Source organism: Methylocystis silviterrae (assembly GCF_013350005.1).
Lineage (GTDB): Bacteria > Pseudomonadota > Alphaproteobacteria > Rhizobiales > Beijerinckiaceae > Methylocystis > Methylocystis silviterrae.
In genome coordinates, this window is sequence record NZ_JABVWW010000007.1 from 110,501 (window position 1) to 133,333 (window position 22,833).

At 62.0% G+C, this 22,833-nt stretch carries 24 protein-coding genes and 1 tRNA gene; 11 read left to right on the plus strand and 14 right to left on the minus strand.

Annotated features, from left to right (window positions below; all coding sequences use genetic code 11):
• Positions 1-5: 5 nt before the first annotated feature.
• Positions 6-1,202: an efflux RND transporter periplasmic adaptor subunit gene (locus HUN39_RS10220; RefSeq protein WP_175094415.1), complete on the minus strand. Its 1,197-nt coding sequence runs from the start codon at positions 1,200-1,202 to the stop codon at positions 6-8.
• 180 nt (positions 1,203-1,382) lie between these two features.
• Here HUN39_RS10220 and HUN39_RS10225 point away from each other — a divergent pair, with 180 nt between their 5' ends.
• On the plus strand, positions 1,383-1,718 hold the full coding sequence (locus HUN39_RS10225) for a GYD domain-containing protein (RefSeq protein WP_175094416.1): 336 nt from the start codon (positions 1,383-1,385) through the stop codon (positions 1,716-1,718).
• Positions 1,719-1,902: 184 nt separating this feature from the next.
• Here HUN39_RS10225 and HUN39_RS10230 read toward each other — a convergent pair whose 3' ends face one another.
• The gene (locus tag HUN39_RS10230; protein ID WP_332310748.1) at positions 1,903-2,133 is read right to left on the minus strand and encodes an NrsF family protein; all 231 of its coding nucleotides are present in this window, start codon (positions 2,131-2,133) and stop codon (positions 1,903-1,905) included.
• 256 nt (positions 2,134-2,389) lie between these two features.
• Here HUN39_RS10230 and HUN39_RS10235 point away from each other — a divergent pair, with 256 nt between their 5' ends.
• Genes HUN39_RS10235 through HUN39_RS10250 form a run of 4 tightly spaced genes read left to right on the plus strand, consistent with a single transcriptional unit; the run spans position 2,390 to position 4,899 of the window.
• Positions 2,390-2,668, plus strand: coding sequence for a BufA1 family periplasmic bufferin-type metallophore (locus HUN39_RS10235; RefSeq protein WP_175094417.1), 279 nt, complete (start codon positions 2,390-2,392; stop codon positions 2,666-2,668).
• 8 nt (positions 2,669-2,676) lie between these two features.
• On the plus strand, positions 2,677-3,603 hold the full coding sequence (gene bufB, locus HUN39_RS10240) for an MNIO family bufferin maturase (RefSeq protein ID WP_175094418.1): 927 nt from the start codon (positions 2,677-2,679) through the stop codon (positions 3,601-3,603).
• Positions 3,587-4,360: an HvfC/BufC N-terminal domain-containing protein gene (locus HUN39_RS10245; protein ID WP_175094419.1), complete on the plus strand. Its 774-nt coding sequence runs from the start codon at positions 3,587-3,589 to the stop codon at positions 4,358-4,360. Before bufB ends, HUN39_RS10245 begins: the two co-directional genes overlap by 17 nt.
• Before the next feature lie 56 nt (positions 4,361-4,416).
• A complete protein-coding gene (locus HUN39_RS10250; RefSeq protein ID WP_175094420.1) occupies positions 4,417-4,899 on the plus strand; it encodes a DoxX family protein in 483 nt (160 codons plus the stop codon).
• Positions 4,900-4,993: 94 nt separating this feature from the next.
• Here HUN39_RS10250 and HUN39_RS19505 read toward each other — a convergent pair whose 3' ends face one another.
• The 8 genes from HUN39_RS19505 to HUN39_RS10285 all read right to left on the minus strand — a co-directional run bounded on the left by HUN39_RS19505 (position 4,994) and on the right by HUN39_RS10285 (position 9,645).
• The gene (locus HUN39_RS19505) at positions 4,994-5,128 is read right to left on the minus strand and encodes a hypothetical protein (RefSeq protein WP_269750326.1); all 135 of its coding nucleotides are present in this window, start codon (positions 5,126-5,128) and stop codon (positions 4,994-4,996) included.
• Between the two features lie 128 nt (positions 5,129-5,256).
• A complete protein-coding gene (locus HUN39_RS10255; protein WP_175094421.1) occupies positions 5,257-5,490 on the minus strand; it encodes a hypothetical protein in 234 nt (77 codons plus the stop codon).
• Positions 5,491-5,706: 216 nt separating this feature from the next.
• The gene (locus HUN39_RS10260; protein WP_124738057.1) at positions 5,707-5,949 is read right to left on the minus strand and encodes a hypothetical protein; all 243 of its coding nucleotides are present in this window, start codon (positions 5,947-5,949) and stop codon (positions 5,707-5,709) included.
• A 16-nt stretch (positions 5,950-5,965) separates the two neighbouring features.
• Positions 5,966-6,232, minus strand: a complete 267-nt coding sequence (locus HUN39_RS10265; RefSeq protein WP_175094422.1) for a hypothetical protein — start codon at positions 6,230-6,232, stop codon at positions 5,966-5,968.
• A 65-nt stretch (positions 6,233-6,297) separates the two neighbouring features.
• Positions 6,298-6,495 (minus strand): hypothetical protein, encoded by a 198-nt coding sequence (locus HUN39_RS10270; protein ID WP_175094314.1) that lies wholly within the window; start codon positions 6,493-6,495, stop codon positions 6,298-6,300.
• Positions 6,496-6,608: 113 nt separating this feature from the next.
• The gene (locus HUN39_RS10275) at positions 6,609-6,821 is read right to left on the minus strand and encodes a cold-shock protein (protein WP_014893112.1); all 213 of its coding nucleotides are present in this window, start codon (positions 6,819-6,821) and stop codon (positions 6,609-6,611) included.
• Between the two features lie 779 nt (positions 6,822-7,600).
• Positions 7,601-8,971 carry a HAMP domain-containing sensor histidine kinase gene (locus HUN39_RS10280; RefSeq protein ID WP_175094423.1) on the minus strand — a complete coding sequence of 457 codons (1,371 nt, stop codon included), beginning with the start codon at positions 8,969-8,971 and terminating at the stop codon, positions 7,601-7,603.
• Positions 8,968-9,645 carry a response regulator transcription factor gene (locus tag HUN39_RS10285; protein WP_175094424.1) on the minus strand — a complete coding sequence of 226 codons (678 nt, stop codon included), beginning with the start codon at positions 9,643-9,645 and terminating at the stop codon, positions 8,968-8,970. Before HUN39_RS10285 ends, HUN39_RS10280 begins: the two co-directional genes overlap by 4 nt.
• Positions 9,646-10,599: 954 nt before the next feature.
• Here HUN39_RS10285 and HUN39_RS10290 point away from each other — a divergent pair.
• The 4 genes from HUN39_RS10290 to HUN39_RS10305 are packed head-to-tail and all read left to right on the plus strand — an operon-like array spanning position 10,600 to position 16,405.
• Entirely contained in the window at positions 10,600-12,729 is a 2,130-nt protein-coding gene (locus HUN39_RS10290; RefSeq protein ID WP_332310749.1) for a TonB-dependent siderophore receptor, read from the plus strand.
• A 2-nt stretch (positions 12,730-12,731) separates the two neighbouring features.
• Positions 12,732-13,952, plus strand: coding sequence for a PepSY-associated TM helix domain-containing protein (locus HUN39_RS10295; RefSeq protein WP_175094426.1), 1,221 nt, complete (start codon positions 12,732-12,734; stop codon positions 13,950-13,952).
• 39 nt (positions 13,953-13,991) lie between these two features.
• Positions 13,992-14,315 (plus strand): hypothetical protein, encoded by a 324-nt coding sequence (locus tag HUN39_RS10300; RefSeq protein ID WP_175094427.1) that lies wholly within the window; start codon positions 13,992-13,994, stop codon positions 14,313-14,315.
• Positions 14,312-16,405 carry a TonB-dependent receptor gene (locus tag HUN39_RS10305; protein WP_175094428.1) on the plus strand — a complete coding sequence of 698 codons (2,094 nt, stop codon included), beginning with the start codon at positions 14,312-14,314 and terminating at the stop codon, positions 16,403-16,405. Before HUN39_RS10300 ends, HUN39_RS10305 begins: the two co-directional genes overlap by 4 nt.
• Before the next feature lie 303 nt (positions 16,406-16,708).
• Here the strand turns inward: HUN39_RS10305 and HUN39_RS10310 are convergent.
• Positions 16,709-16,785, minus strand: a tRNA-Arg gene (locus HUN39_RS10310).
• Between the two features lie 130 nt (positions 16,786-16,915).
• Here HUN39_RS10310 and HUN39_RS10315 point away from each other — a divergent pair.
• Positions 16,916-18,031 carry a methyltransferase gene (locus tag HUN39_RS10315; RefSeq protein ID WP_175094429.1) on the plus strand — a complete coding sequence of 372 codons (1,116 nt, stop codon included), beginning with the start codon at positions 16,916-16,918 and terminating at the stop codon, positions 18,029-18,031.
• Positions 18,032-18,186: 155 nt separating this feature from the next.
• Here the strand turns inward: HUN39_RS10315 and pgi are convergent, their stop codons facing one another.
• Entirely contained in the window at positions 18,187-19,821 is a 1,635-nt protein-coding gene (pgi, locus tag HUN39_RS10320) for a glucose-6-phosphate isomerase (protein WP_175094430.1), read from the minus strand.
• 173 nt (positions 19,822-19,994) lie between these two features.
• Here pgi and HUN39_RS10325 point away from each other — a divergent pair, with 173 nt between their 5' ends.
• Entirely contained in the window at positions 19,995-21,035 is a 1,041-nt protein-coding gene (locus HUN39_RS10325) for an Ntn hydrolase family protein (protein WP_175094431.1), read from the plus strand.
• Here HUN39_RS10325 and HUN39_RS10330 read toward each other — a convergent pair.
• Positions 21,032-21,997 carry an L-threonylcarbamoyladenylate synthase gene (locus HUN39_RS10330; RefSeq protein ID WP_175094432.1) on the minus strand — a complete coding sequence of 322 codons (966 nt, stop codon included), beginning with the start codon at positions 21,995-21,997 and terminating at the stop codon, positions 21,032-21,034. The genes HUN39_RS10325 and HUN39_RS10330 overlap by 4 nt on opposite strands.
• Positions 21,994-22,752: a peptidase gene (locus tag HUN39_RS10335; RefSeq protein ID WP_175094433.1), complete on the minus strand. Its 759-nt coding sequence runs from the start codon at positions 22,750-22,752 to the stop codon at positions 21,994-21,996. Before HUN39_RS10335 ends, HUN39_RS10330 begins: the two co-directional genes overlap by 4 nt.
• Positions 22,753-22,833 lie beyond the last annotated feature (81 nt).

The following is a 22,833-nucleotide window of genomic DNA, read 5'->3' on the forward strand; positions in this document are numbered from 1 at the left end:
GACGTCTATCGGTCGCTAACCGCGACAGGCGCTTCCTTGATCTCGCCTTCCTTGGGCTGAACGGTCGCGCCGGATCGAACCATCGGATTTGCGAGCCCGCCGATCACGATCCGATCCTTCGCGTCGAGGCCGGATTGGATCACGCGCAGACCATTGTGAATGGGGCCAAGACTCACGGATTTGGCGATGACCTTGTTGTCGTCCGACACGACAAGCACGGTCTTGCTCGTCTGATCGGAGACGACGGAAGCATCGGGAATGAGCAGCGCGGAGACGTCGCCGCCGAACAGGCGCAGGCGACCAAACGTGCCGGGCGTCAGAAAATAGTCCTTGTTGTCGAAGACGGCGCGGCCACGGATCGTGCCGGAGCGCCTATTGAGCTGATTGTCCATGAAGTCCATGACGCCGCTGCGGGTCCACTCGGTCTCGTCAGCAAGCCGCACCGAGACGCGATTTTTGAACTCGCGCGAGGTCTCTTTCGGACGCTCCGCTGAGCGCGCATAGCGAATGTAGTCGGCCTCGGAGGCGTCGAAGATGAAGTGGATGGGATCGAGCGTCACGATCGTCGTGAGCAATGTCGCATCCGCCTGTCCGCCCTGAACGAGATTGCCCGAATCGACGCGACGGTCCGACACGCGTCCGGCGATCGGCGCGCGGACCTGCGTCCATTCCAGATTGAGTTCCGCGTTGCGAAGCGCGGCTTCGGCGCTCAAAACCTGGGCCTTGGCGATATCATTGCTCGCTTTGCGCTGATCGACGTCGCGCGCGGTGATGGTGCGGCCCTGCGTCATCTCCTGCGCGCGGGCATAATCGCGGGTCGACGCCACGGCTTGCGCCTGCGCCCGAGTGAGCTCCGCACGCGCGCTGTCGACCGCGATCTGATACGGCCGCTGATCGATGACGAAGAGGACGTCGCCAGCTTTGACGAACTGCCCATCGGTGAAATTGATCTTCTCCAGAGCGCCGGAGACGCGCGCGCGCACCTCGACCTGCTTTAAGGCCTCGAAACGACCTGTATATTCGTCCCAGCGCGGGATCGTCCTCGCGAGCGGGCGGGAGACCACCACTTCCGGGGCCGGACCCTCTGCGCGCGCCACTGCTGATTGGGCGAGAAACACCAACGCCGCGAGCGTTTTAAACAATGCGCTTGCGACTCTCCCGTGACCATCGCCGCCGCGCGCCGCCACAAAAGCCAACAGCATCTCACCTCCGGTTTTGACGTTCGCATTGAACCGGCCGTTCTTGACCGGCGCATAACGCAGGGACGACGTAAGGGCGGCGCTCCCAGAAGGCAAATCGCGCTGCGCAGCGTCTCCCCCGCCCCGCGTTGCCAAGCATTGCCGAAACGCGCAAACTGCCGCCTCCGGACGGAGGACGAAAACATGCCCTTGTTCCTGGCGCAGTTTGCCTATTCTCCTGCCGCTTGGTCCACCTTCGTCAAGGCGCCCCAGGACCGCGCCGCGGCTTCCGAAGCGCTTCTCAGGCACTTCGGCGGCCGCCTCATCGGATTATATTACACGCCCGGCGCAGAATATGACGGATTTGCGCTCTTCGAAGCGCCCGATGAAACCACCGCCGCGGCTATTGAGATCGCGGACGTCGCCGCAGGGCATCTGAGCCGCAATCGGCTCACCAGAGTATTCTCGGCTGACGAGACGAGCGCGATGCTCCTGCAGGCGGCCACGGCCCCGAGCATGACGCCTAAAAGTACGGCGTAGCACATCAATAGGCGCTGAGCAGGTCGACTTTAGCGTTCGCAAGCACCAAACGCCTCGCCAATAGCGCTGCAAGATTTCGCATGATCCGCTCTCCGCTTGCTGGATGGCTCTTGCGGAACGAAGCATAGGCGTTCAGCGGCAGGCGCGGACGGTCGCGTTTTCTTCGTTCGTTCCGCGCCGCTATTCAATTTCCGGAGCGTAAGATCAGCGGCGAGGCGCTAAAAGAGGCGATCAACTCGTGGCGCCTCGTCCAGTGCAGGAGCGCTCGGCCAAAGAGCGAAGCTATTCCCGTCAGCAGGACGACGGAGCCGAACTGCCAGATGCAGACCGACACTGCCGCGTCCTGTCTGAAGGAAAGCAGCGAGGCCGCCGCGGCCAGGGCCGTCGATGCGAGCGCGGCAAGTCCAATCGTCACGAATGGCGCGCCGCGCTTATCGACTCTGCGCTGGAGCGGGGAGTCCGCTAACGCTCGTTTTAATCGATCAAGCGTCGGCGCGCCATCTCACCTGACTTGCTTGTGCAGAGGAACGCAGACTGTAACCTTTGACGCCGTCGCGACGAAATTGACCCATGAGACGGCGAACGGTCGACTTGAATTGCGCGCCGAATACGTCAGATTTCAACCGATCGCCGTTTATGGATGAATCGGACGCAAGCAGAGGGAGATCAGAATGTCAGACAAGAAGCTTTGCGCCGCGATTGCGATCGCGGGCGCCTTCGCGACGGCCGTCGCTCTGGCTGAAACGGCTAAGGCCGCGAACGACCAAGAAAAGTGCTTCGGCGTCTCCTTGAAGGGCAAGAATGATTGCGCGGCGGGCCCGGGAACCAGCTGCGCAGGAACGTCAAAGACCAATTATCAAGGCGACGCATGGAAATATGTTCCGAAGGGCACGTGCACGTCTATCGTAACGCCCAAGGGCAAGGGCAGTCTCGAGCCGATTTCGCACTGAGGCCAGGCATGGGCGCGCGTTCCGCCCCCGAACATTGCCGCGAGCGCGCAGCGTCCTCGCTGCCCGCTCGCGCTGGAGTCGGTTTCAAGAGCGTGCATTTCCCCGACATCGAAGCCTCGGCGCGCGATGTCGGTTTTTTCGAAATCCACGCCGAGAATTACATGGGCGCCGGCGGGACTCCGCACGCGCAGCTTATGCCTTTGCGCCGAGATTCGCCCCTCTCGATCCATGGCGTCGGCCTGTCGATCGGCGGCGCTGAGCCTCTCGATCGCGCGCATCTTGGCCGTCTGAAGACGCTTGTCGAACGCTATGACCCGGCCGCGTTCTCCGAACATCTCGCCTGGTCGACGCAGGGAACGCGCTTTCTGAACGACTTGCTGCCCCTGCCCTATAACGCGACAACGTTGGCGCATGTCGTCGCTCATGTGGATGAAATCCAGGAGGCGCTCGGCCGGCCGATCCTCCTCGAAAACCCAGCAGCCTATCTGCGGTTCCAATCCTCGGAGTATTCGGAGATCGAATTCCTGCGCGAGGTCGTGCGCCGCACGGATTGCCGGCTGCTGCTCGACGTCACCAACGCCTATGTCAGCGCAGCAAACCTGGGTTTCTCAGCGGATGAGTATATCGACGCCTTCCCAATGTCCTATGTCGAAGAGATTCATCTTGCCGGATATGCCGACGATGTCGATGAAGTCGGCGCGCCTCTGCTGATCGACGCGCATTGCGCGCCCGTCCCTGACGCGGTTTGGCGCCTCTATGATCGCGCGCTGGCGCGACGCGGACCGGTCGCGACGCTAATCGAATGGGACAACAACATTCCCTCCTGGCCGACCCTCTTGGCGCAAGCCACGCAAGCGGAGGCGTTCCTTGGAAGGCGGCGGCGTGCTGTCGAAGACAGCTTGAGATCGGAGGCGCTTCATGACGATCTCGGCTGACTTCGATCAAGGCGCATTTGTCCGCGCCCTACTCGACCCAGAGCTGCCGCCGCCCAACGAGCTCGAAACCCCCGGCGGCTTTCGGCCAGAGCGACGGTTCGCCGTCTATCGCAACAATGTGTGCGTCGGACTGGTCGACGCGCTGGCGGAGCGCTTTCCAATTTGCTTACAGTTGGTCGGCGATGAATTTTTCCGCGCCATGGCGCAATGCTATGTGCGCGAACGCCTTCCGCGCACGCCGATGCTTTTCGAATATGGCGACGCGTTTGCGACATTCGTCTCGAATTTCAAGCCGGCGCGCGAACTTCCTTACCTTCCGGACGTCGCGCGGCTCGAGTATGCCGTGGGCGCAGCCTATCACGCCGCTGACGCCGCGCCGCTACCGTTGGAATTGATCCGCGCCCTGCCGCTCGATCGATTGGAGAGCGCAACGGCTGTTCTGCATCCCTCGACGCAGGTCGTAGCGTCCGCCTATCCGATCGTTTCGATCTGGCGGCGGCATATGTCAGATGAAAAGATGAAGCCGCTGGAATTGGACCGCGGCGAAGAGGCGCTCGTCGTTCGTCCTGAGCTGGCGATCAGCGTGTCACCGCTTCCTTCCGGCGGATCGGATTTCGTGGATGCGCTTAGGAGCGGAGGAACATTCGGCGAAGCCGTGAATGCGGCGACCGCCGTCGCGATGGATTTCAAACTGACCGACTGCTTGCGCGAGCTTCTCTTGACTGGAGTCTTCGTAGCCGTCAGCGTCGCGCACTGAATTTAAAAAACGCGTTTTGGCTTGGCCGCGGCGATCATTGATGGAGTTTGAATGCAATGAATTTCATAAGAAAGATCGCACGCTGGTTGGATGCGATCCCCTACGCCCTGATCGCCCTCTTCCTGCGCATCGTCGCCGCGCATCCGTTCTTCGTCTCCGGTCAGACAAAGATTGAAGGACCGACTCTAGGCCGCGAAATTTTCGGCTTTGATCTTTCGATCCAGATTCCGACAGCGGTTCGCAGCGCGACCTTCGCGCTATTCGCCGACGAATATAAACTGCCGCTCATTTCGCCGACCGCCGCCGCCTATGTGGCAAGCGGCCTCGAATTCGTCCTGCCGCTGCTGCTTGTCCTTGGGCTTTTGACGCGCCTATCGGCGTTCATTCTTCTGGCGATGACAATCGTCATCCAGATCTTCGTCTATCCCGATGCATGGTGGACGGTTCATGCCTATTGGATGGCGATCCTCACCGTGTTGGTCGCCCGCGGGCCCGGCGCGATCTCCCTCGACCATCTGCTGTTTCGGCGCCGAAGCTAAGCGACGCGGCCCCTCTTGAGCGGCGGCGAAAAGCGCCGTCGCTGCATCCGAGACGCAAGCTCCATCTGTTCGTCGCCCACGCCTGATTCACCGCTTACGGCGCCTCGACATAGACAACAGATCCTGTCTGCTGAGGCGCAGTATGGGCATGAGCCAAACCGGTGCCGACTCCGAAGAAGATGACCGACCCGATGACGGCTCCGACAATCGCGCTGGTAAAATTCGACATGACGTCCTCCTGTTGTTTTGCTGAGGAGAACGCTACTCGTTACAGATCCGTGCGAATGTGCGCCATCGCACGTGGCCCTCGAGAGGACCAAGTCGCGTGGCTTCTCAGCGCCTTCAGCAGGAATTGCGTCAGCGGCGATTTGCCCACACGCCGAGGATCGCTCCGCCGATCGCGCCGGCGATGGCGCACACGAATGCAACGGAAAGTCCTGCCGCGGCGACGCCCAAACCTGCGGCCAGTGCGGAGCCGATTCCGGCAAAGGCGAGTGGAGCCGTCGCGCCGCTGATGTCGTCAGAGGTCTTTGCGTCGGTCGTGGCGTATGGCTTGGCGTATGGCTTGGCCATCTTCGGTGTCTTGGCCATTGTAGTGTTCCTCGCTTGCGCTCAGGCCTTCCGCCTGATCGCGCTCGCAAGGACAGATAGGGCGCCACGCTTCGAAGGGACGAGGCGTGCGAACGCTGAAGCAGCTTAAGGAGGGGACCCCACGACCATTGCGCGCGTGGTGCGACGCCGCGCTCTAGCAAGATTTTCAATCCGACTTCAGGCGCGGCCGTCTCAGGCGCGATACACGGCTTTACATCACCGGCGGCGTAACGGGTAATCTTCGCTGTCGTAAAGCGGCCGAATCTCGCGGCCGAAAAAGTGCTCTTCATCCACTTCCAGGGAGCAGCCGGCGAGCGCTTTTGGCGTGAGCTCCTCTACGGCGAAGCGAATAGCCTCCGAGGCGTGCTCGAAGCGCCGAAAATTGAGGGACTTCGAATGCGAATTGGCCGCCTTGGAAAAATAGAGAGCGGCTTCCGTTGTATATTGCTTCGCGTCCATCGACCACCTCCAGAAACTATTGCATGAACTCTTCCCGCGCCACGAGTTCGAGAGCGGATTCTACGGCGACCCTTTCCTGCCCATCGCGTTCTCTCTTCATCCGGTACTGCAGGCCGGCGCCGGCGTCTGGCAGATGGCGCGTGACGCTAAACGAATCGGTTCCCGTCGCGGCTCCGAATTTTTGGATCACGCGAACCCCGATCGCGAATTTATGCGATGGGGTGGCGGTAAGCCTTTGCGCCGGACGCCGAAAGCTTCGGATCGTATCGTTGTCATTGGTCATGTGGAGGCGCTCCTCGAGTGATCGTCATGAGCGCATTCAGGCGATGAGCCCGCGATGCGCTCGACTTAACGCCGTCGCTTCGCGTCGGCTTCGCGCGCCTGAAGCTTTTCAACGGTCAGCCAGGACGAATCCTTAAGGACCGCCGCCGCACCCCCGTCGCGGGTTTTGTCTTTCTTGGGCTTTTTCGCTTCGCGATTACTGCGCCGTTGGCCTTTAGCCATGTCCGCCCCCTCGTGTGAATGGGCCTCGCGCTCAACGTCCACTGCTGCGCTTTTCTGCGCGGACGCTTAGTAGTCTCGTTCCTCCTGAAAGGAACATTCCCGGCCCCTGCCGATCGGCCGCATTGCGGCTGGACCACCAGGGGCCGGGAAGATGATTAGGCTGCGACCTGCAGCTGATCGGCAGAAGATTTTCCGCTACGACGATCGATGGCGATTTCGTAGTTGAGCTTCTGGCCTTCCGCGAGACCCATAAGTCCCGCGCGCTCAACCGCGCTGATGTGGACGAATACGTCCGGGCCGCCGGACTCCGGCTGGATGAAGCCAAAGCCTTTTTGGGCGTTGAACCATTTTACGATACCGGTCTGCATTGACGTGTCCTTTCGAGAACAGCTGTCTGCGCCATGCAGATTGCGTGGCGCTTGGGGATCGAAGTTCTGGAGAGGAAGTCAGAAGCCGACGCGCCAAGGGAGCGGAAGCAAGATCATTCGGCCGAAACTCGATATGTAATATTTAGCGCATATCGGCGAAAATACAAGCTGCAACGCGGGAAGGACTGAGCGAATATGAGGCCTCGGCCGACCATCGAAGGCGAAACATTCCGACCCTTTGATGGAGGCAAGAATAGGCTCAGCTTCACCTTCGAGACGAATTAAGTCCAGAAAGAAATTGCTTTCGTCGATCGCAACGCCCATTTCGTGGACACCCTCCGGCTTCGCGGCAGTGAGCACACGGCGAAGGAGCAAGGGCGATGAGCGAAAAAGCGATTCTCCGATTTGCGTCATCCGCGTGGTGGGCTGAGCATCCCCGCACGCATCTGGTTGTCGTGCATGCGATTCTTTTCGCTCTCCACCGAGATCTGACCTCAGAGGAGATCTGGCTCTCGCCCACCACCGACGAGTGGCGAAAAGTTGCTGAACTCGCCGCTGACTGCTGCGATGACGGCGATTTGGCGTTGACCGGAGATAGAATGGCTTGGCGGATCCTATCGAGAACATTTCGCGGAGACGCGCCGCCCTTCTCGATCTAAAGGCGTCGGGCGCCAGTAGCGGAAGCCGCTCCGACTTTCTGCCCCATTCCGCCTAAATAGACGGCTGACACGCCAGCTCCCGCGCGTCATCCGCAGCGCTCGCGAGTAGACCAGCAAGTTTCAATTCGCATTCGATCGCGGAAACTCCAGCTTGAACGTCGCGCCGCCTCCGGGCGTGTCCTCGACCCAGATATGGCCGCCGTGTGCGTCTACGATTTCCTTGGCGACGGCGAGGCCAAGGCCCGTGCCGGGAGTGGTTTCGTTCTTTCGCCAGAAGGCCTCGAAGACCAATTCGCGGTCCGTCTCTTCCACGCCGCCACCATGATCGATTACTTCGAGCGTTGCGTTCTCGGCGACGCGAACGTGAACCATGCCGCCCTCTGGCTCGGCGCGAAGAGCGTTGTCGATGACATTCGAGATGACGGACTCAAGCGCCGGCCGATTGCCCTGTATAAGAGCAGGCGCGCTGGGCGCGTCGAGAACGATCTGGCGCCGCGCCTTCAGCGCCAGAAGCGCTGCGTCCGCAATGATCGTTCTCGTCAACGCGACGAGGTCGATCGTGTGATCAAGCTTTGTCGATTGTTGACCGAGCCGCGCGGAAGCCAGCAGCTGCTCGACGATGTTGCGTATTCGCCGATGATCGCGTTTCAGATCATTCTTAAAGGTCGGCTCCTCAGGCGCATCAAGCCGCACGCCGAGCACGTTAATGGGCGTGCGGAGTTCATGCGCGGCATTTGCCGTAAAACGCCGTTGCCGGGCGACGCCGGCATCGAGCCGCGCCAAAGCGTCGTTTACCGCGTCGACGAGGGGTCCAACTTCGCTCGATACGTCATTTGCATCGAGGCGTTGGTCCAGGCTGCTCATGTCGATTCGTGACGCCTGTGCCGCCACGCGTCTGAGCGGCCTCAATCCCCACCGCACGGCGAACCAGGCTGCGCCTGCCGACATCAAAATCGCCATGACCAGGTAGGCGGTCAACCAGCGCGTTTCCTCAATGGCGGCGTCGACAATGTCGCCCCAACGAAATTTCTGTCCGTAGACGGCGATGTGAAGGCGCCCGAAGGGAGTCCATTCTGGTTCCATAAGGCCCGCACGAATAGCGCTTGGATCGCCAGGCAGGATGAAATGCACATGGGTCGGGCTGATCTCGATGAGAGGCTTCAGCATCGCGATGAGCTCTGGCGAGGAACCGGCAATTGGGTCACGGCTCAGCCTTCGAAACGCCGCGAACTTCATAGCGGGCGCGCGCTTCAGATCTTCTAGCAGGTCCGGCGTCGGCCTGATCTCCAGCATTTTATCTTCATTCATCGCCAACGATGCGATGATCTGCTTTTTTGCGCGAATCGCCGACAACTCATCGAGCGATGTGGCGAAAATTTCTACTCCCGTAAGGCCGATGCCGATCGTTACCAGCCATGCGATCGGAAAGGCTATAATTTGTGCAAGGAATAGACAGCCGACAATGCGTAATACGAGCGAATGCCGTCTCAATCAAGCAACTCCGTCACCATGTAGCCAACGCCGCGAATAGTGTGAATGGCGACGCCAGCGTTCAACACGATGACCCGTCGCCGCAAACGCGACACCGCCATATCGAGCGTATTGTCCTGAACGTCGTCGTGTGGAGAGAAGACCTCGTCGAGAAGAGTCTCGCGCGAAACCACGCGATTGACGCGCCGCAGAAGAGAATCGAGCAGGACCAATTCCCGCCGGTGCAGCGTGACGATTCTGTTCGAGATACGGACGTCACGCGTCGTCGGGTCAAAAGACAGCGCGCCCACGACGATCGGCTTTGGCGCGCCGCTTCCCGGACGCCGAACGCAGGCCCGTATTCTCGCGACCAGCTCCTCTCCTTGAAAAGGCTTCGTCACATAGTCGTCCGCGCCGAGATCGAAGCTCGACACCTTTTCTCCCGTGTCATCCATTGCCGTCAGCACCATGACGCGAATGCCCGGCCTCAGTTGCCGCGCAAGCGGCATGAGCGACAGCCCATCGCCATCAGGCAGACGACGATCGAGAAGCAAGAGGTCATAGTTTGATCGTTCGACAGCTTCTCGCGCAGCGCTCAGACAGCGGGCTTGATCAACGTCGAAACCGGCCTGGGCGACTAACGACGCCGTCAAACGCGCCGCGTCCAGCTCGTCTTCAACCAACAATATTCGCATCTGGGCAACGATCCCTTCGCGCCGTTGATTATCGAATTTGGTTTCTAAATTCGCAAGACAGGACAGATCGGCGCGAAGGGCCGGCTGTTGCCCGAAAGACACAGCGTCTCGAATTCGCGCCAAAATTTCTCACGTCAGACTCATGTCAGGCACATCGGCCCCGCTTTGGCTATTTATTCTCCACCAGGCGAAGAACGGCGACGATGCGGCAGATCGGAAGTCCCGCGACAAAGACGAGCGAGAACGCTGATTGGCGTTTCGGACGCGTTCGCGCGGCTCTGTTCGGCTTTGTCGCATTTGTCATGGCGCTTCAGGGAGTTGTTTTCGCTTCGCCCTGGGCGCGAAGCGCTTCTCATGAAGAGATTGCCGTAGTCTCGATCGCGGCCGTCGTCGATTGTGCGCAAGATGACTCGCGCCTGCCAGCGAGCGACGGTCACGCGCATAAGTGCTCTTTGGCTGGCCTCTGTTGCTTGGCAAGTTGCAAGGTGCAGACGTTTGGTCTCCCGGGAGCGGCATTTAGCCTAGCGCCCTGGCGCCGATTGGCGGCCGATGCTGTTAAGCGACACGCTCCCGCACGCAGCCGACTCGCGCTTGCCGGTTGGGCGAGCGCCTGGTCTTCGCGCGTCCCGCCGCAGGCGGCCTAATTCGCGGCTCGCGCCCTAAGCTCTCCTCTTCTTCTTCTCGTCTGCTCGAGCGCCGTGACAATCGCTCTGGAGTTTCTCAATGAACTCGTCCGTTCTACTGCGCGGCGTTTCCGCCGGCGCGCTGTTGCTCGCCTTCGCGTCTGAATGCGCCCGCGCTCAGCAAGCGTTGCCTACGATCAGCATCGGAGGGCGCCAGCGCGCGCCATCGACTCACATATCGGGTCCGCCAACGAACGAGCCCGCCACGTCCGATTCGGGACCGTCATCCAATTTCCCAAGCGAGCCGAAGACGCCCGCCGAAGGCTATGTGGTGAATGACGCCACGACGGCCACCAAGACCGACATCCCAATCAGGGAAACGCCTGTGTCGGTGAACGTGGTCCCCAAGCAAGTGATGATCGACCAAAACAATACAACCGTCCAGGAAGCCCTAGAGAATGTGCCAGGCGTGCGGTCCAACAACAACGAGGTCGAAGGATACAACTTCAAGATTCGCGGCTTTCAGAGCCTCAATATCTATCGCAACAATCTGTCTCTCGGCAATGTCAACCCCGGCATGCTCGACACCGCCAATCTGGAGCGCATCGAGGTGCTCAAGGGACCAGCGTCGATACTTTACGGACGCGCGGAGCCCGGAGGATTGATCAATCTGGTGACCAAGCAGCCGCTCGATCGCGCCCGCTACGTTGTCGATCAACAGTTCGGATCTTTCAACTGGTATCGCACGCAGTGGGATTTCACCTCTCCTGTCGCTGAGGTTCCGGGGCTCGCCTATCGTGTCTCGGGAACCTATCAGAACAATGGCTCATTTCGCGGATATTCAGGGGGCGGAGAGCGCGTGCTCGTCGCGCCGGTGGTAAGCTACCGTCCGAGCGCCTGGACCGAGTTCACCCTAGAAGGACAATATTCAGGTCTGAAGGCGCAAAGCGACGTCGGAATCCCGACAATCGGACCGAAGTCCGCGCCGGTCCCGTTGAGCCGCTCATACCAGGAGGCCAATGATCCGCGCGACCGCTTCGAGAACTATCTAATCAGTTATAAACTCCGTCAGAATCTCAATGAGGATTGGAAGGTCACCAACCGCTTTCTTTACGCCGCCGCCCCAATTTTCGATAAGCCCAATATCACGCCACTCTGCGTGACGCCGATGTGCGTCGACACGGATGGGCGAATGCTGCAACGCATCGGGCAATACCAGTTCGCGTCCGCTCGTACCTTCTCGACCAATATTGACATCGAAGGGAAGTTCGTGGCGCTTGGCGGCAAACACACATTTCTGATGGGGCTCGATTATCTGAACACCTATTACGACTATTACTTCGCCAACGGTGCCGCACTCTATCCGATCGACATTTTTAGCCCGATCCATGGAACGGTACCGTCCTTCGCCTATTTTGATTCACAAATTGGATCGGGAGGCAAATTTCATTCATCGACTCTCGAGAGACAAAAAGGGCTTTATGTCCAGGATTATGTCACATGGTTTGACCGTCTGCATGTGCTTGTCGGCGTCCGCTACGATGTAGCGGATCAAACGATAGGAACGTCATCGAGCTTTGAGAATGGCGGCGGCGTTTACGATGCGAGCAAGGACTTGGCGATCGCCAGTCGACTGCGATCGCCGACGGCCATCGACAGGGGTTGGAGTCCGCGCGCTGGCGTCGTCTACGACATTCTTCCCCAGGTCAGCGTTTACGGCAGCTACTCAAGATCTTTCGGCCAGAACAACGGCTTTACCGCCGACAGACAGCCTTTAGGGCCGCAGCGCGGCCTGCAATGGGAGGTCGGTCTGAAGGCCGAGCCTCTGCCGGGCCTGAGCGCCACGCTCGCCTTCTTCCAAATCACCAAATCCGGGGTGCCGACACGGGATTTCGCGTCATTGGCACCCATCGCGCAGAAGCTTGCCGGATTGCAGCGCAGCCGCGGAATCGAGGTTGACGTACTCGGCCGCGTTACCGATCGCATGACGATCGTGGGCAACTACGCATTGATCGACGCGACGGTTATCGCCGACAATCCGGTGAATCGATTAAACCCTTTTGGCTTTTTCGATGCCACGATCTTCGGAGAAGGTGGCGGCCTTCTCGGCAACCACCTCGACAATGTTCCGCGTCATTCGGGCAAAATCTTTCTGACCTACGCTTTTGGCGACAACGGCCTCGGATTACGTGTCGGCGGCGGCGTAACGGCCTCGACGCGTGCATGGGGCGATATCCAAAACACATTTGTGCTGCCGGGATGGGCGCGTCTCGACGCCTTCGCGAGCTACGCGACGCTGGTCGAAGGCTATAAGGTGACCGCTCAGCTCAATCTCAAGAACATCAATAACGCGCAGTATTTCACCGGTGTGGACGATTTCTTCAACTACAATGTTCCACCGCTGAATGCCATTCCCGCTAATCCCTTCACCGCGACTGGGCAGATCAGAGTGGAGTTCTAGCGATGCCGCGCGCGCTGTTCGTATGGCTGCATCGGTGGGCTGGACTGACGATGGCAGGCTTCCTGATTGTAGTCGGCCTAACGGGAAGCCTGCTCGCGTTCTGGGGCGAGTTGAATCACTGGCTGACGCCGGAACTTTATCCCGGTCAGCGCGCTGGGATAGAGCTCGACGCGGCGACGCTGGCGCGCCGCGCCGAATCCATCGTCCCGCAGGCGCGCGCAGCGACCGTCTACATGGGCCATCCAGGCTCGGTCTCGATCGGCATGGAGGCGAGCGACGGCGCGCCGCCGCTCGACTTCGAATTTATCCATCTCGATCCGGTCGATGGCCATGAACTCGGGCGCGTCACGTGGCATGGATTGCCCAAACGCAAGAACGACATCATGCCCTTCGTCTACGGCCTTCACATGTATCTGGCGATGAGCGGGATCGGCGACTGGATACTGGGCTTCGTAGCGCTCACTTGGACGCTCGATTGTTTCGTCGGCTTTTATCTGACGCTGCCCGCGGCCGGCCAGCGCTCGCGCAAAGGCTTCTTCGCGCGCTGGAGGCCGTCATGGCTGGTGAAGCTCAAGAGCTCCTTCTATCGCGTCAATTTCGACCTGCATCGCGCGAGCGGCCTGTGGCTCTGGGCGATGCTGCTTGTCTACGCCTGGTCGAGCGTGTTTTTCACGCTGCCCAATTTCTACACGCGTGCGACGCAGCTTGTTCTCGATTCCGAAACTCCCGTCTGGGCGCAGGAGGGAACGCCGCAGAACGATACGCGCGCGCCGATGGAATGGGAGGCGGGGCAAGCGACCGGCGAGCGGCTAATGCAAGAGCAGGCGCGCGAGCACGGCTTTGCGATAGAACGCCCGCTAGCGCTCTATAATCTGCGCGACAAGGGCCTTTACGAATATCGCGTGCGCTCGTCGCGCGATATCGGCGACAAGGCTGGGTCTACTTCGATCCTGTTCGATTCACGCTCGGGCGAACTGAAGACCATCAGCCTGCCGACAGGCCATCGCAGTGGAACGACGCTGACCACCTGGCTCGTCGAACTGCATATGGCCAATCTCTTCGGTCTTCCCTACCGCATCTTCGTGTGCGCGATGGGGCTCGTGATCGCGATGCTTTCTGTGACGGGGATCTACATCTGGTGGAAGAAGCGTTCGGCGCGGCTGTCGCATGTTCAGCGGCGGAGTGCGGTCCGGCCCGCGCCGGCGGAGCGAACGCCCGCGTGATTTGAACGCGCATGGATTGACTTATTGATGGAGCGACAAATGGATTTAGACCGGATCGAACGTGGAAGTCTTGTCCAAAATCTGCGCCGCGCGCTGCCGCTCTCGGCGCATCCTAAGCAGGCGCTCATCGCTTTTTTGCGCGAACGCGGCGTCGTCACGCGCGGCGCGCCGCGGCTCGTCGTCCTCGATATTTTCGACGCCGGAGCGGCGGGCGGCCTGATGTGCCGCTTCGCCATCGCCGAGGATGGCGAGGCCTCAAGCTTCATCGCGCCGCTGACGCAAGTCGCGCTCTACCGCAGACATCCCGGCGCGCGTTCGCGTGTCGTACGCCGTCGAAAGGCGCCGCCTCCCGGCGCGGCATGAGAGCGACGCTTGTCGCTCTGCTTTGCATATGCGTCGGCGCCGCGCAGGCGCACGCCGAGGAGCAGCGGGAGAACGAGCGCAAGGAGACGCTGCAATGCGAGGGCAAGAGGCGCGGCAAAGAGACGAGCGGCGCCGAAGAGCAGAACAAGGAGCGCAGCCAAATCGAGCGCAGACAAGGCGAGCGGCGCGCCGACGCGCCCAATGCGCAGACGCTCGGGCGCGACCAGAGCGGCGTCTATGTCAACGCGCCCGCCGCCAACAGCGCCTATTCGCCAAGCTTCGTCATGCGCGGCTTTCCGAGCGGACTGACGCTCTTCGACGGCGCCTCGCACGGCTTCACGGCCCAGGACGTCGATCTCTCCACCGTCGATCACGTCGAATTCTTCAAGGGTCCGGGCGCCATGCTGTTCGGCAAGGCGCTCGGGGGCTATGGCGGCGCCGCCAATTACATCCGCAAGGCGCCGACGCAGGAGACCTTCGCCCGCGCCGTCGCCACCAAGGCCAGCTTCGACGTCACGAGGTTCACCGCCGACGTCAACGCGCCGCTCAACGACGAGAAGAGCCTCTTGTTTCGCATGACCGGCTCGGCCCAGAGCCTCGGGAGCTTCGTCGATTTCACGCGCACCCGCAGCTTCGATATCGCGCCGATGCTCGCTTTCACCGCCGACGATGGCGACCGCGTCAGCCTGCGCGCCGAGCACAATGGCGCAAGGGTCGTCTGGCGCGACGGCCTGCCGGCCGATCCGGTGTTTCTGCATGTCCCCAAGGAGTTCTACGCCGGACTTCCGGCGAATGAACATGAAACCCCCTTCTTCGACGATCTCACCTTGCGCTATGAGCACGCCTTCAACGCCGACTGGAGGGTCGCCGCGGTCGTCGATTATTTTCTCACCGCCAACCGCTGGGGCTGGTTCACCGGCTGGGGCTATGACGGATTCCAGTCGGTCGTCTTCGGCAGTCCGGTGCGCGCGCGGACCGCCAACCGCAGCTTCGACGCGCAGTTGCGCCTCAACGGCCGTTTCGACACGGGCTTTCTCGCCCACAGCGTCTTTCTCGGCCTCGAACATTGGGACTTCTATTTCGGCTACGACAATGACGTCGCGCGTTATGAGGCGGCGCCGCTCAATATCTTCGCGCCCGTCTATTCGCCCGGCGTCAGTTACGCCGGCGCCTTCTGGTCGAATGGCGTGGCGCGCGCCATCAGCCGTTCGGTCTACGGCCAGGACCTGATCGACCTCAACGAGAACTGGCGCATTCTTGTCGGCGGGCGCTACGATCTTCTTTCGCAGCGCGAACGCGTCTTCGATCCCCTCGGCGCGCTGACCGGCGAGCCGACATCGAGCCTGAGCAAAGGGACCAGGGGCTATTTTTCGCCGCGCGCCGGCATTCTCTATAGGCCCGACGAAGAGACGCAGTTCTTCGCCGCTTACGGCAAATCGCTGATCCCCAACACCGGCGTGCGCATTCAAAGCGGCGAAGCGCCGCCACCGCAGCAGGACACCCAATATGAGATCGGCTTCCGGCGCGAGTTGCTGGATCGCAAGGTGAGTTTCGAAGTCGGGCTCTTCGACATCACCCGCGACAATGTCGCGATCCCCAATCCAGCCAATCCGAGCGGCTTCTATTCGGTCGTCACCGGCCAGCAGCACAGCCATGGCGTCGAGGTCAACCTCGGCGGCGAGATCCTGCCGAATCTCAAAATCAACGCCGCCGCCACTTTCCTGCATGCGCTCGTGTCGAAGGACGACAATATCCCCTCGCAGCGGGGTAGCGATCTCTTGGGCGCGCCGCGCCGCGTCTACAACTCTTCCGCCAATTACACATTCGACACGGGCGACCTCAAGGGGCTCGAACTCGGCGCAAGCTACTACTACGCCAGTCGCCTCGAAGCGACGCTGCCCAACACCTATGGCTTCACCCTCGCGCCCCAGCAAATGCTCGGCGCGACGCTCGGGTACGCCCTCAACGACAATCTCAAGCTGGAAATCAACGCCGCCAACTTCACCAACCGTCCAAACTGGACCTCAAACGGCGCGCTCTACCATGGCGAGCCGCGGACCATCGCCGCGAGCCTCAGTTACAAATACTGATGGCTTTCGACATTCGCGCATGGCGGCGAGCAAGCGTCGTTCGGCAGCTGAGAGATCCTCTCTCTCCTGCTCCGGTTTGGCGTGCCGGCAGCGCGGCGCTGACCGCGCCGCTGGTCGTGAGCAGGCCGACGCTTCTGATACTGATGCGCCCGCCGCGACCATCTGCGCGCCCTCGCCCCGAGGGTCGAAGTCGGCGAGCGGGAAGTCCGCATCATCGGCAACAAGAGCGCCTTGCTCCGCACCCTCCTCCCCGCGTCAGGCGGGAAATCGACGGGAATTGGCGTCCCCAGTTTTGTTCGGAAGTGGCGCGCCCGAGAGGATTCGAACCTCTGACCTCTGCCTTCGGAGGGCAGCGCTCTATCCAGCTGAGCTACGGGCGCAGGCGCAGAGCTTTTCTACAGGAAGGACCGTTGCGCCGCAACGGCGGCGTCTGCCCGAGACGACGTTCCGGCGACATGCTAAGGCCAAGACCTGAATCCTGAGGGTAAGACCTTAAGCTGAGAGACCGTCTTGGCGTTACTCGATCAATGGCTCGAGCGATTGCGCAACGCGCGCGATGAGCTTGTCGCCAATCCGCGATTCCAGCGCTGGACGTTGAAAAATCCCATCACGCGGCCCTTGGCGCGGCGCGGCGCGCGCGCCGGCCTCGATCTCGCCGCCGGCTTCGTCTACTCGCAGGTTCTCGTCGCCTGCGCCCAACTGAAGCTCTTCGACGTTTTGCGCGACGGCCCGTTGAGCCTCGACGCGCTGGCGTCGAAACTCGCGCTTTCTGAGCCCGCCACGCGGCGCCTGCTGGAGGCTGCCGCTTCGCTGGGCCTTGCCGAGCGACGCGGCGCGAAATACGGGCTGGGATTGCTCGGCGCCGCCTTCGCCGGCAATCGCGCGGCGCTCGCGATCGTCGAACACCAGCCGCTGCTTTACGCAGATCTCGCCGATCCCGTGGCGCTGCTGCGCCAGGAAAAGCGTGGGCGGCTCGCCGATTATTGGCCCTATTCGGATGGGGATGCGCCCAAGGCGTTGTCGGCGCAACAAGTCGGCCCTTACAGCGCCTTCATGGCTGCGACGCAGCCGATGGTCGCGCAGGAAGCGCTCGACGCCTACGACATTTCGCGTCATCGGCGCCTCCTGGACATCGGCGGCGGCGAAGGCGTGTTTCTCGCAGCCGCCGCGGCCCGCGCGCCGCATCTGCAGCTTGCTCTCTTCGATCTTCCCGCCGTGGCGGCGCGCGCCAAAGAGCGGCTCGAAGAGTCCGGCCTCCTCTCGCGCGCCGACATTCATGGCGGCGACTTCCTCAATGACGCTCTTCCAGAGGGCGCCGACGTCGCGACCCTTATTCGCATCGTGCATGACCATGACGACGCTTCGGCGCTGAAGCTCTTGCGCAATGTGCGCAAGGCGCTCGCGCCCGGCGCGACGCTGCTCATCGTCGAGGGCATGTCCGGCGTCAAAGGCGCCGAGCCGCTCGACGCCTATTACGGCTTCTACACGCTGGCCATGGGCCGCGGCGAGCCGCGCCGCGTCGAAGAGATTGAGGCGCTGCTGCGGGAAGCAGGCTTCGGCAAATTCCGACTCCTGCGCAATGCGTTGCCGGCTCTTGCGAGCATACTTTCAGCTAAGGCAGTCTGAGCCGTTTAGACTGGATTCCCGATCGCGCGTCGCGCGTCGGGAATGACAGCCAATGGAACGAAGCTGCAGAATGTCATTCCCGACAAGCCGCAGGCCTGATCGGAATTCCGACTAAAGGCGAAGAAAGCTGCGTCTTCGCGCCTTTGGCGGTCGACTCAGTGCGCCCTTCGCCACGCGATCAAGCCTGCGGTCGAGCCGTCCAGCCCTTGCGTCGATTCGTCCCTGTTCTCGACGATCGGCGCCAGGCGGTTGGCGAGTTCCTTGCCCAGTTCAACGCCCCACTGGTCGAAGGGATTGATGTCCCAGATCACCGACTGAACGAAGACCTTGTGTTCGTAAAGCGCAACGAGTCGCCCGAGCGTGCGCGGATCGAGATGTCGGTAAAGCAGAACGCTGGACGGGCGATCGCCTGGAAACGTCTTATGCGGCGCGAGGCGTGCGATTTCCTCCTCGCTCAGCCCCTGCCCGCGCAATTGCACTTTCGCTTCCTCTAGCGTTCGACCGCGCATAAAAGCTTCGGCTTGCGCCAGGCAATTGGCGAAAAGCAATTCATGATGGTGCTCGTCGGCGGCGGTGGGCTCGGCCGCGACGAGGAAGTCGATCGGGACGACGTCGGTTCCCTGATGCAGCAGTTGAAAGAATGCGTGCTGGCCATTGGTGCCAGGCTCGCCGAAAATCACCGGCCCGGTTTCATAATCGACAGGCGCGCCTTCGCGCGTCACCGACTTACCGTTCGACTCCATGTCGAGCTGTTGCAGATAGGCCGGAAATCGCGCGAGGCGCTGATCATAAGGGATAACCGCATGCGCGGCGCATCCCATCACGTTTCTGTGCCAGACGCCGAGAAGTCCCATCAGCACGGGAATGTTTTGCTCAAGCGGCGCTTCGAAGAAGTGCGAATCGATATCGTGCCCGCCCTGCAGAAACTGCAGGAAGTGTTCCGGTCCCACGCCGATCGCGAGCGCAAGGCCGATCGACGACCACAGCGAGTAGCGCCCGCCAACCCAATCCCAGAAGCCGAAGACGCGCGCGGGATCGATTCCGAATTCGGCGACCTTGTCGAGCCTGGTCGAGACGGCGGCGAAATGCGACTTCACCGCAGCTTCGCCGAGCGCTGCGACGATGCGGGTGCGCGCGCTTCTCGCGTTCGCCATCGTCTCCTGCGTCGTGAACGTCTTCGATGAGATGATGAACAGCGTGCGCGCCAAATCGAGATTTTGCAGCGTGTCATCGAGATCGGCGCCGTCGACATTGGCGACGAAATGCATGCGCGGACCCTCGCCGGCAAAGGGCGAGAGCGCGCGCGACGCCATCGCCGGACCCAGGTCCGAACCGCCGATGCCGATATTGACCACATCGCCGAACGGCGCGCCTGTCGCGCCGCGAAGGTCGCCAGAGCGCACGGCGCGCGCGAAGGCGAAAACCTTGTCGCGTTCGGCTTCGATCAGCGGCCGCATGTTTTCGCCGCCGACGAGAAGCGGACGCGACGAGAGATCGCGCAGCGCCATATGCATGGCGGCGCGCCTTTCGGTGTTGTTGATGCGTTCGCCAGAGAACAACGCTTCGCGCCGCGCGTCGAGATCACGCGTCTTCGCCAGCGAGGTCAGCAGCGCGATCGTCTCGCGCGTCACTCGGTGCTTGGAGAAGTCGAAGAGAAAATCGTCAAGCTTGACGCTGAAATTTCTAAAACGCGCGGAGTCCTCCGCAAAGAGATCGAGCGTTCGCGTCCGCGCCAAAGCGGAAGCGTGGAACTTCAGCGCCTCAAAAGCGACGGCGACGGCGTCCGACATTCTATTCTCGAAAAGCAAGGGTGTTTCCTTAGCGATTTGTAGCCGATTCGAAGGCGGAGGGCGCGCAACGACTTTACGCCGAGAGGCTGGACCCTAAATTTTTACTGTATTGTGACAGAGGGATGTGAAATCCATATCTGTTCAATGACGGTTTTCTGACAGCAAGGACGACGATGGACGCGATTCACTTCCTCGACGTGCGCGACGGCGGCCCGGTCGCCCATGCGACGGCGCGGATCGACGCGGCGGCCGCGCTTCGCAAGGCCTGTCTTGGCGCGGCGGCGCCGGTCGGCCGCCTGTGCCTGCCGCCGATTGACCGTATCGCCGCGAATTGGCTGAAACGCTCCGCCTCCGCCTATCGGGGGGAGCTTGAGCGCATCGTCGCCATTCTCGGCTTTCCCGGCGCGATGACGCTGAACATGTCCTATCTCTTCGCCTGCACCACCCAGGCTTACGAGGACGAGCACGGTCTGCCGCGCCTGCGCCGCACGCTCGACTGGCCCTTTCAGGGCCTCGGCAGGGGCGTCGAAATCGCGTTGCAGTCCGGCGCGGCCGGCGAATTTTACAACGCCACCTGGCCGGGGGCCGTGGGCGTGCTGAGCGCGATGGCTCCCGGCCGCTTTTGCGCCTCGATCAATCAGGCGCCGATGAAGCGGCGCACGCAGGGCTCCATCGGCTTCGCCTATGACGCCGTCCTCAATCTGCGCGACGCCTTGGCAAGCGAAGGCGGCTGGCCGCCGGACCATGTGCTGCGCTATGCCTTCGAAAATTGCGCGAATTTCGAGGCGGCCGTCGAGTTTATCGCCAGCGCGCCGATTGCGCGTCCAACGCTCTTCACCCTGGCGGGGGTCAGGCGCGGCGAGTTGGCGCTGATCGAACGCACGGAACATGAGGCGCGCGTTCTGCGCGGGCCGGTCATCGTCGTCAATGATTGGCAGGAGCCGCAGGCCGGCTGGCAGGCGCGCATGAGCTATGAAAACAACGTCAATCGCAAGGCGGCGATGCGCGCCGTCGCGCCCGACGCGCCGCCCTTTTCCTGGGTGCGTGAGCCCGTGCTCAACCGCTTGACGCGCCTCGCGGTGGAAATGTGCGCCGTCGGCGTGGGCGATTTCGCTGCGCGCGGCTACGAGTGCCCCTATTTGAAAGGCCAGCCGGAGCCTGTGACGCAGGATTTCTTTCTGAACGCGGCCACGCCCACGGCGCTCGCCGCCTAATTGAGTTTCGGCGCGCTGGCGCGTCGCAGCCGATCATTGATCGCCTCGCCCAGCCCCCGCTCGGGTATATGCGCCACGGCGACATTGGCGATTTGGCGCGCGTCGAATTCCCGCAAATGGGCAAAGAGGTTAGCCGCCGCCTCCACGAGATCGCCCGACGGCGATAGATCGAGCACAAAGGCTCCGGGTTTGGCGCGCGGGGCGAGCCGGGCGCCAAAATCGAGCGCCGCTTCGCCTTCATTGAGGTCGAGCGCCTCCAGACGCAGGCGCGCGGCAGGCGCGTAATGGGACGGCGTCATGCCGGGCGCGAGGATTTCAGCGTGCGCCTGCGCCGCAAGCTTTGCCCCGAGGATCTTCTCGATCGCCTCGCGCGCGACCGCGCCGGGACGCAGCAATACGGGGGAGCTTTCACAAAAGGACACGATCGTCGACTCCAGCCCGGCGGCGGTGCGGCCGCCGTCCAGGATCATGTCGACCTTGCCCGAAAGATCTTGCGCGACATGCGCCGCAGTCACCGGGCTCACATGGCCGGAGCGGTTGGCCGAAGGCGCCGCGATCGGCCGGCCGAGCGCGGCGATCAGCGCTTGCGCGACAGGATGCGCCGGAATCCGAACCGCGACGCTCGGCAGGCCGGCCCGGACGAGATCGCAAACCGCCCCGCCCGGCGCGACGGGCGCGACGATCGTCAGCGGCCCCGGCCAGAAGGACGCGGCGAGACGCAGCGCAAGCTCAGGCAGAGCCGCCTCGCGACGGGCGGCTTCGAGATCGGCGACATGCGCGATCAGCGGATTGAACGAGGGGCGGTCTTTGGCGTCGTAGATCCGGGCGACCGCCCACGCCTGCGTCGCATCGGCGCCGAGGCCATAGACGGTCTCGGTCGGGAAGGCGACCAGTCCGCCCTCGCGCAGGATCGCCGCGGCGCGAGCAATGGCGGCGGCGTCAGCCGGCGCAACAATCGTCACGCGTTGCGGCCGCTGTACGGAGGCTTGGGGATCGCCATATGCGCCTCGCGCAGCGCCTTCGACCAGCTCTCGCGCAAATCGCGAAAATACGGATCGTTCGAACCGATCCGGGTCGCCACCTCCGTCTGCAGCGCGTCGCGACGCAGCAGCGCGATATCGATCGGCATGCCGACCGAAAGATTCGAGCGCATGGTCGAATCCATCGAAATAAGCCCGATCTTCAGCGCATCATAAATGTCGGTGTCATAGGCGACCGCGCGGTCGAGTATGGGCTTTCCATATTTGTGCTCGCCGATCTGCAGATAATTGGTGTCCGGCGTGCATTCGATGCTGTTGCCGGCCGTATAGATCATGAAAAGACGGAGCGGCCCCCCGGCGATCTGACCGCCGAGCAGCAGGGACACGTCGAAGCTGACGCCCTGCGCCGCAGGCTCCCCCTCGGCGTTGCCCATCTGGGAGCGCGAAAGGCGGACCGCGCGCCCCACGAGCTGCGCGGCATGCAGCATGTTCGGCGTATTCATGACGCTTTCCACGACGCCGCTCTCGGGATGCTCGATCCCGTCGCCGATCAGGTTCACGACGCCCTGCGTCACCGAGAGATTGCCCGAGGCGGCAAGCATCAGCACGCGCTCGCCGGGCCGCTCGAAGAGATACAGCTTGCGGAACGTCGAAATGTTGTCGAGCCCGGCGTTGGTGCGGGTATCCGCGATCATCACCAGTCCATCGCGCACCAGAATGCCGCAACAATAGGTCATGTGACTCCGCAGCGGTTCGCGCCAAACGCTGCAGGACTTACAAGTTTCAGGCCATGAGGCAAGTGTGGCGGAGCCACAGCG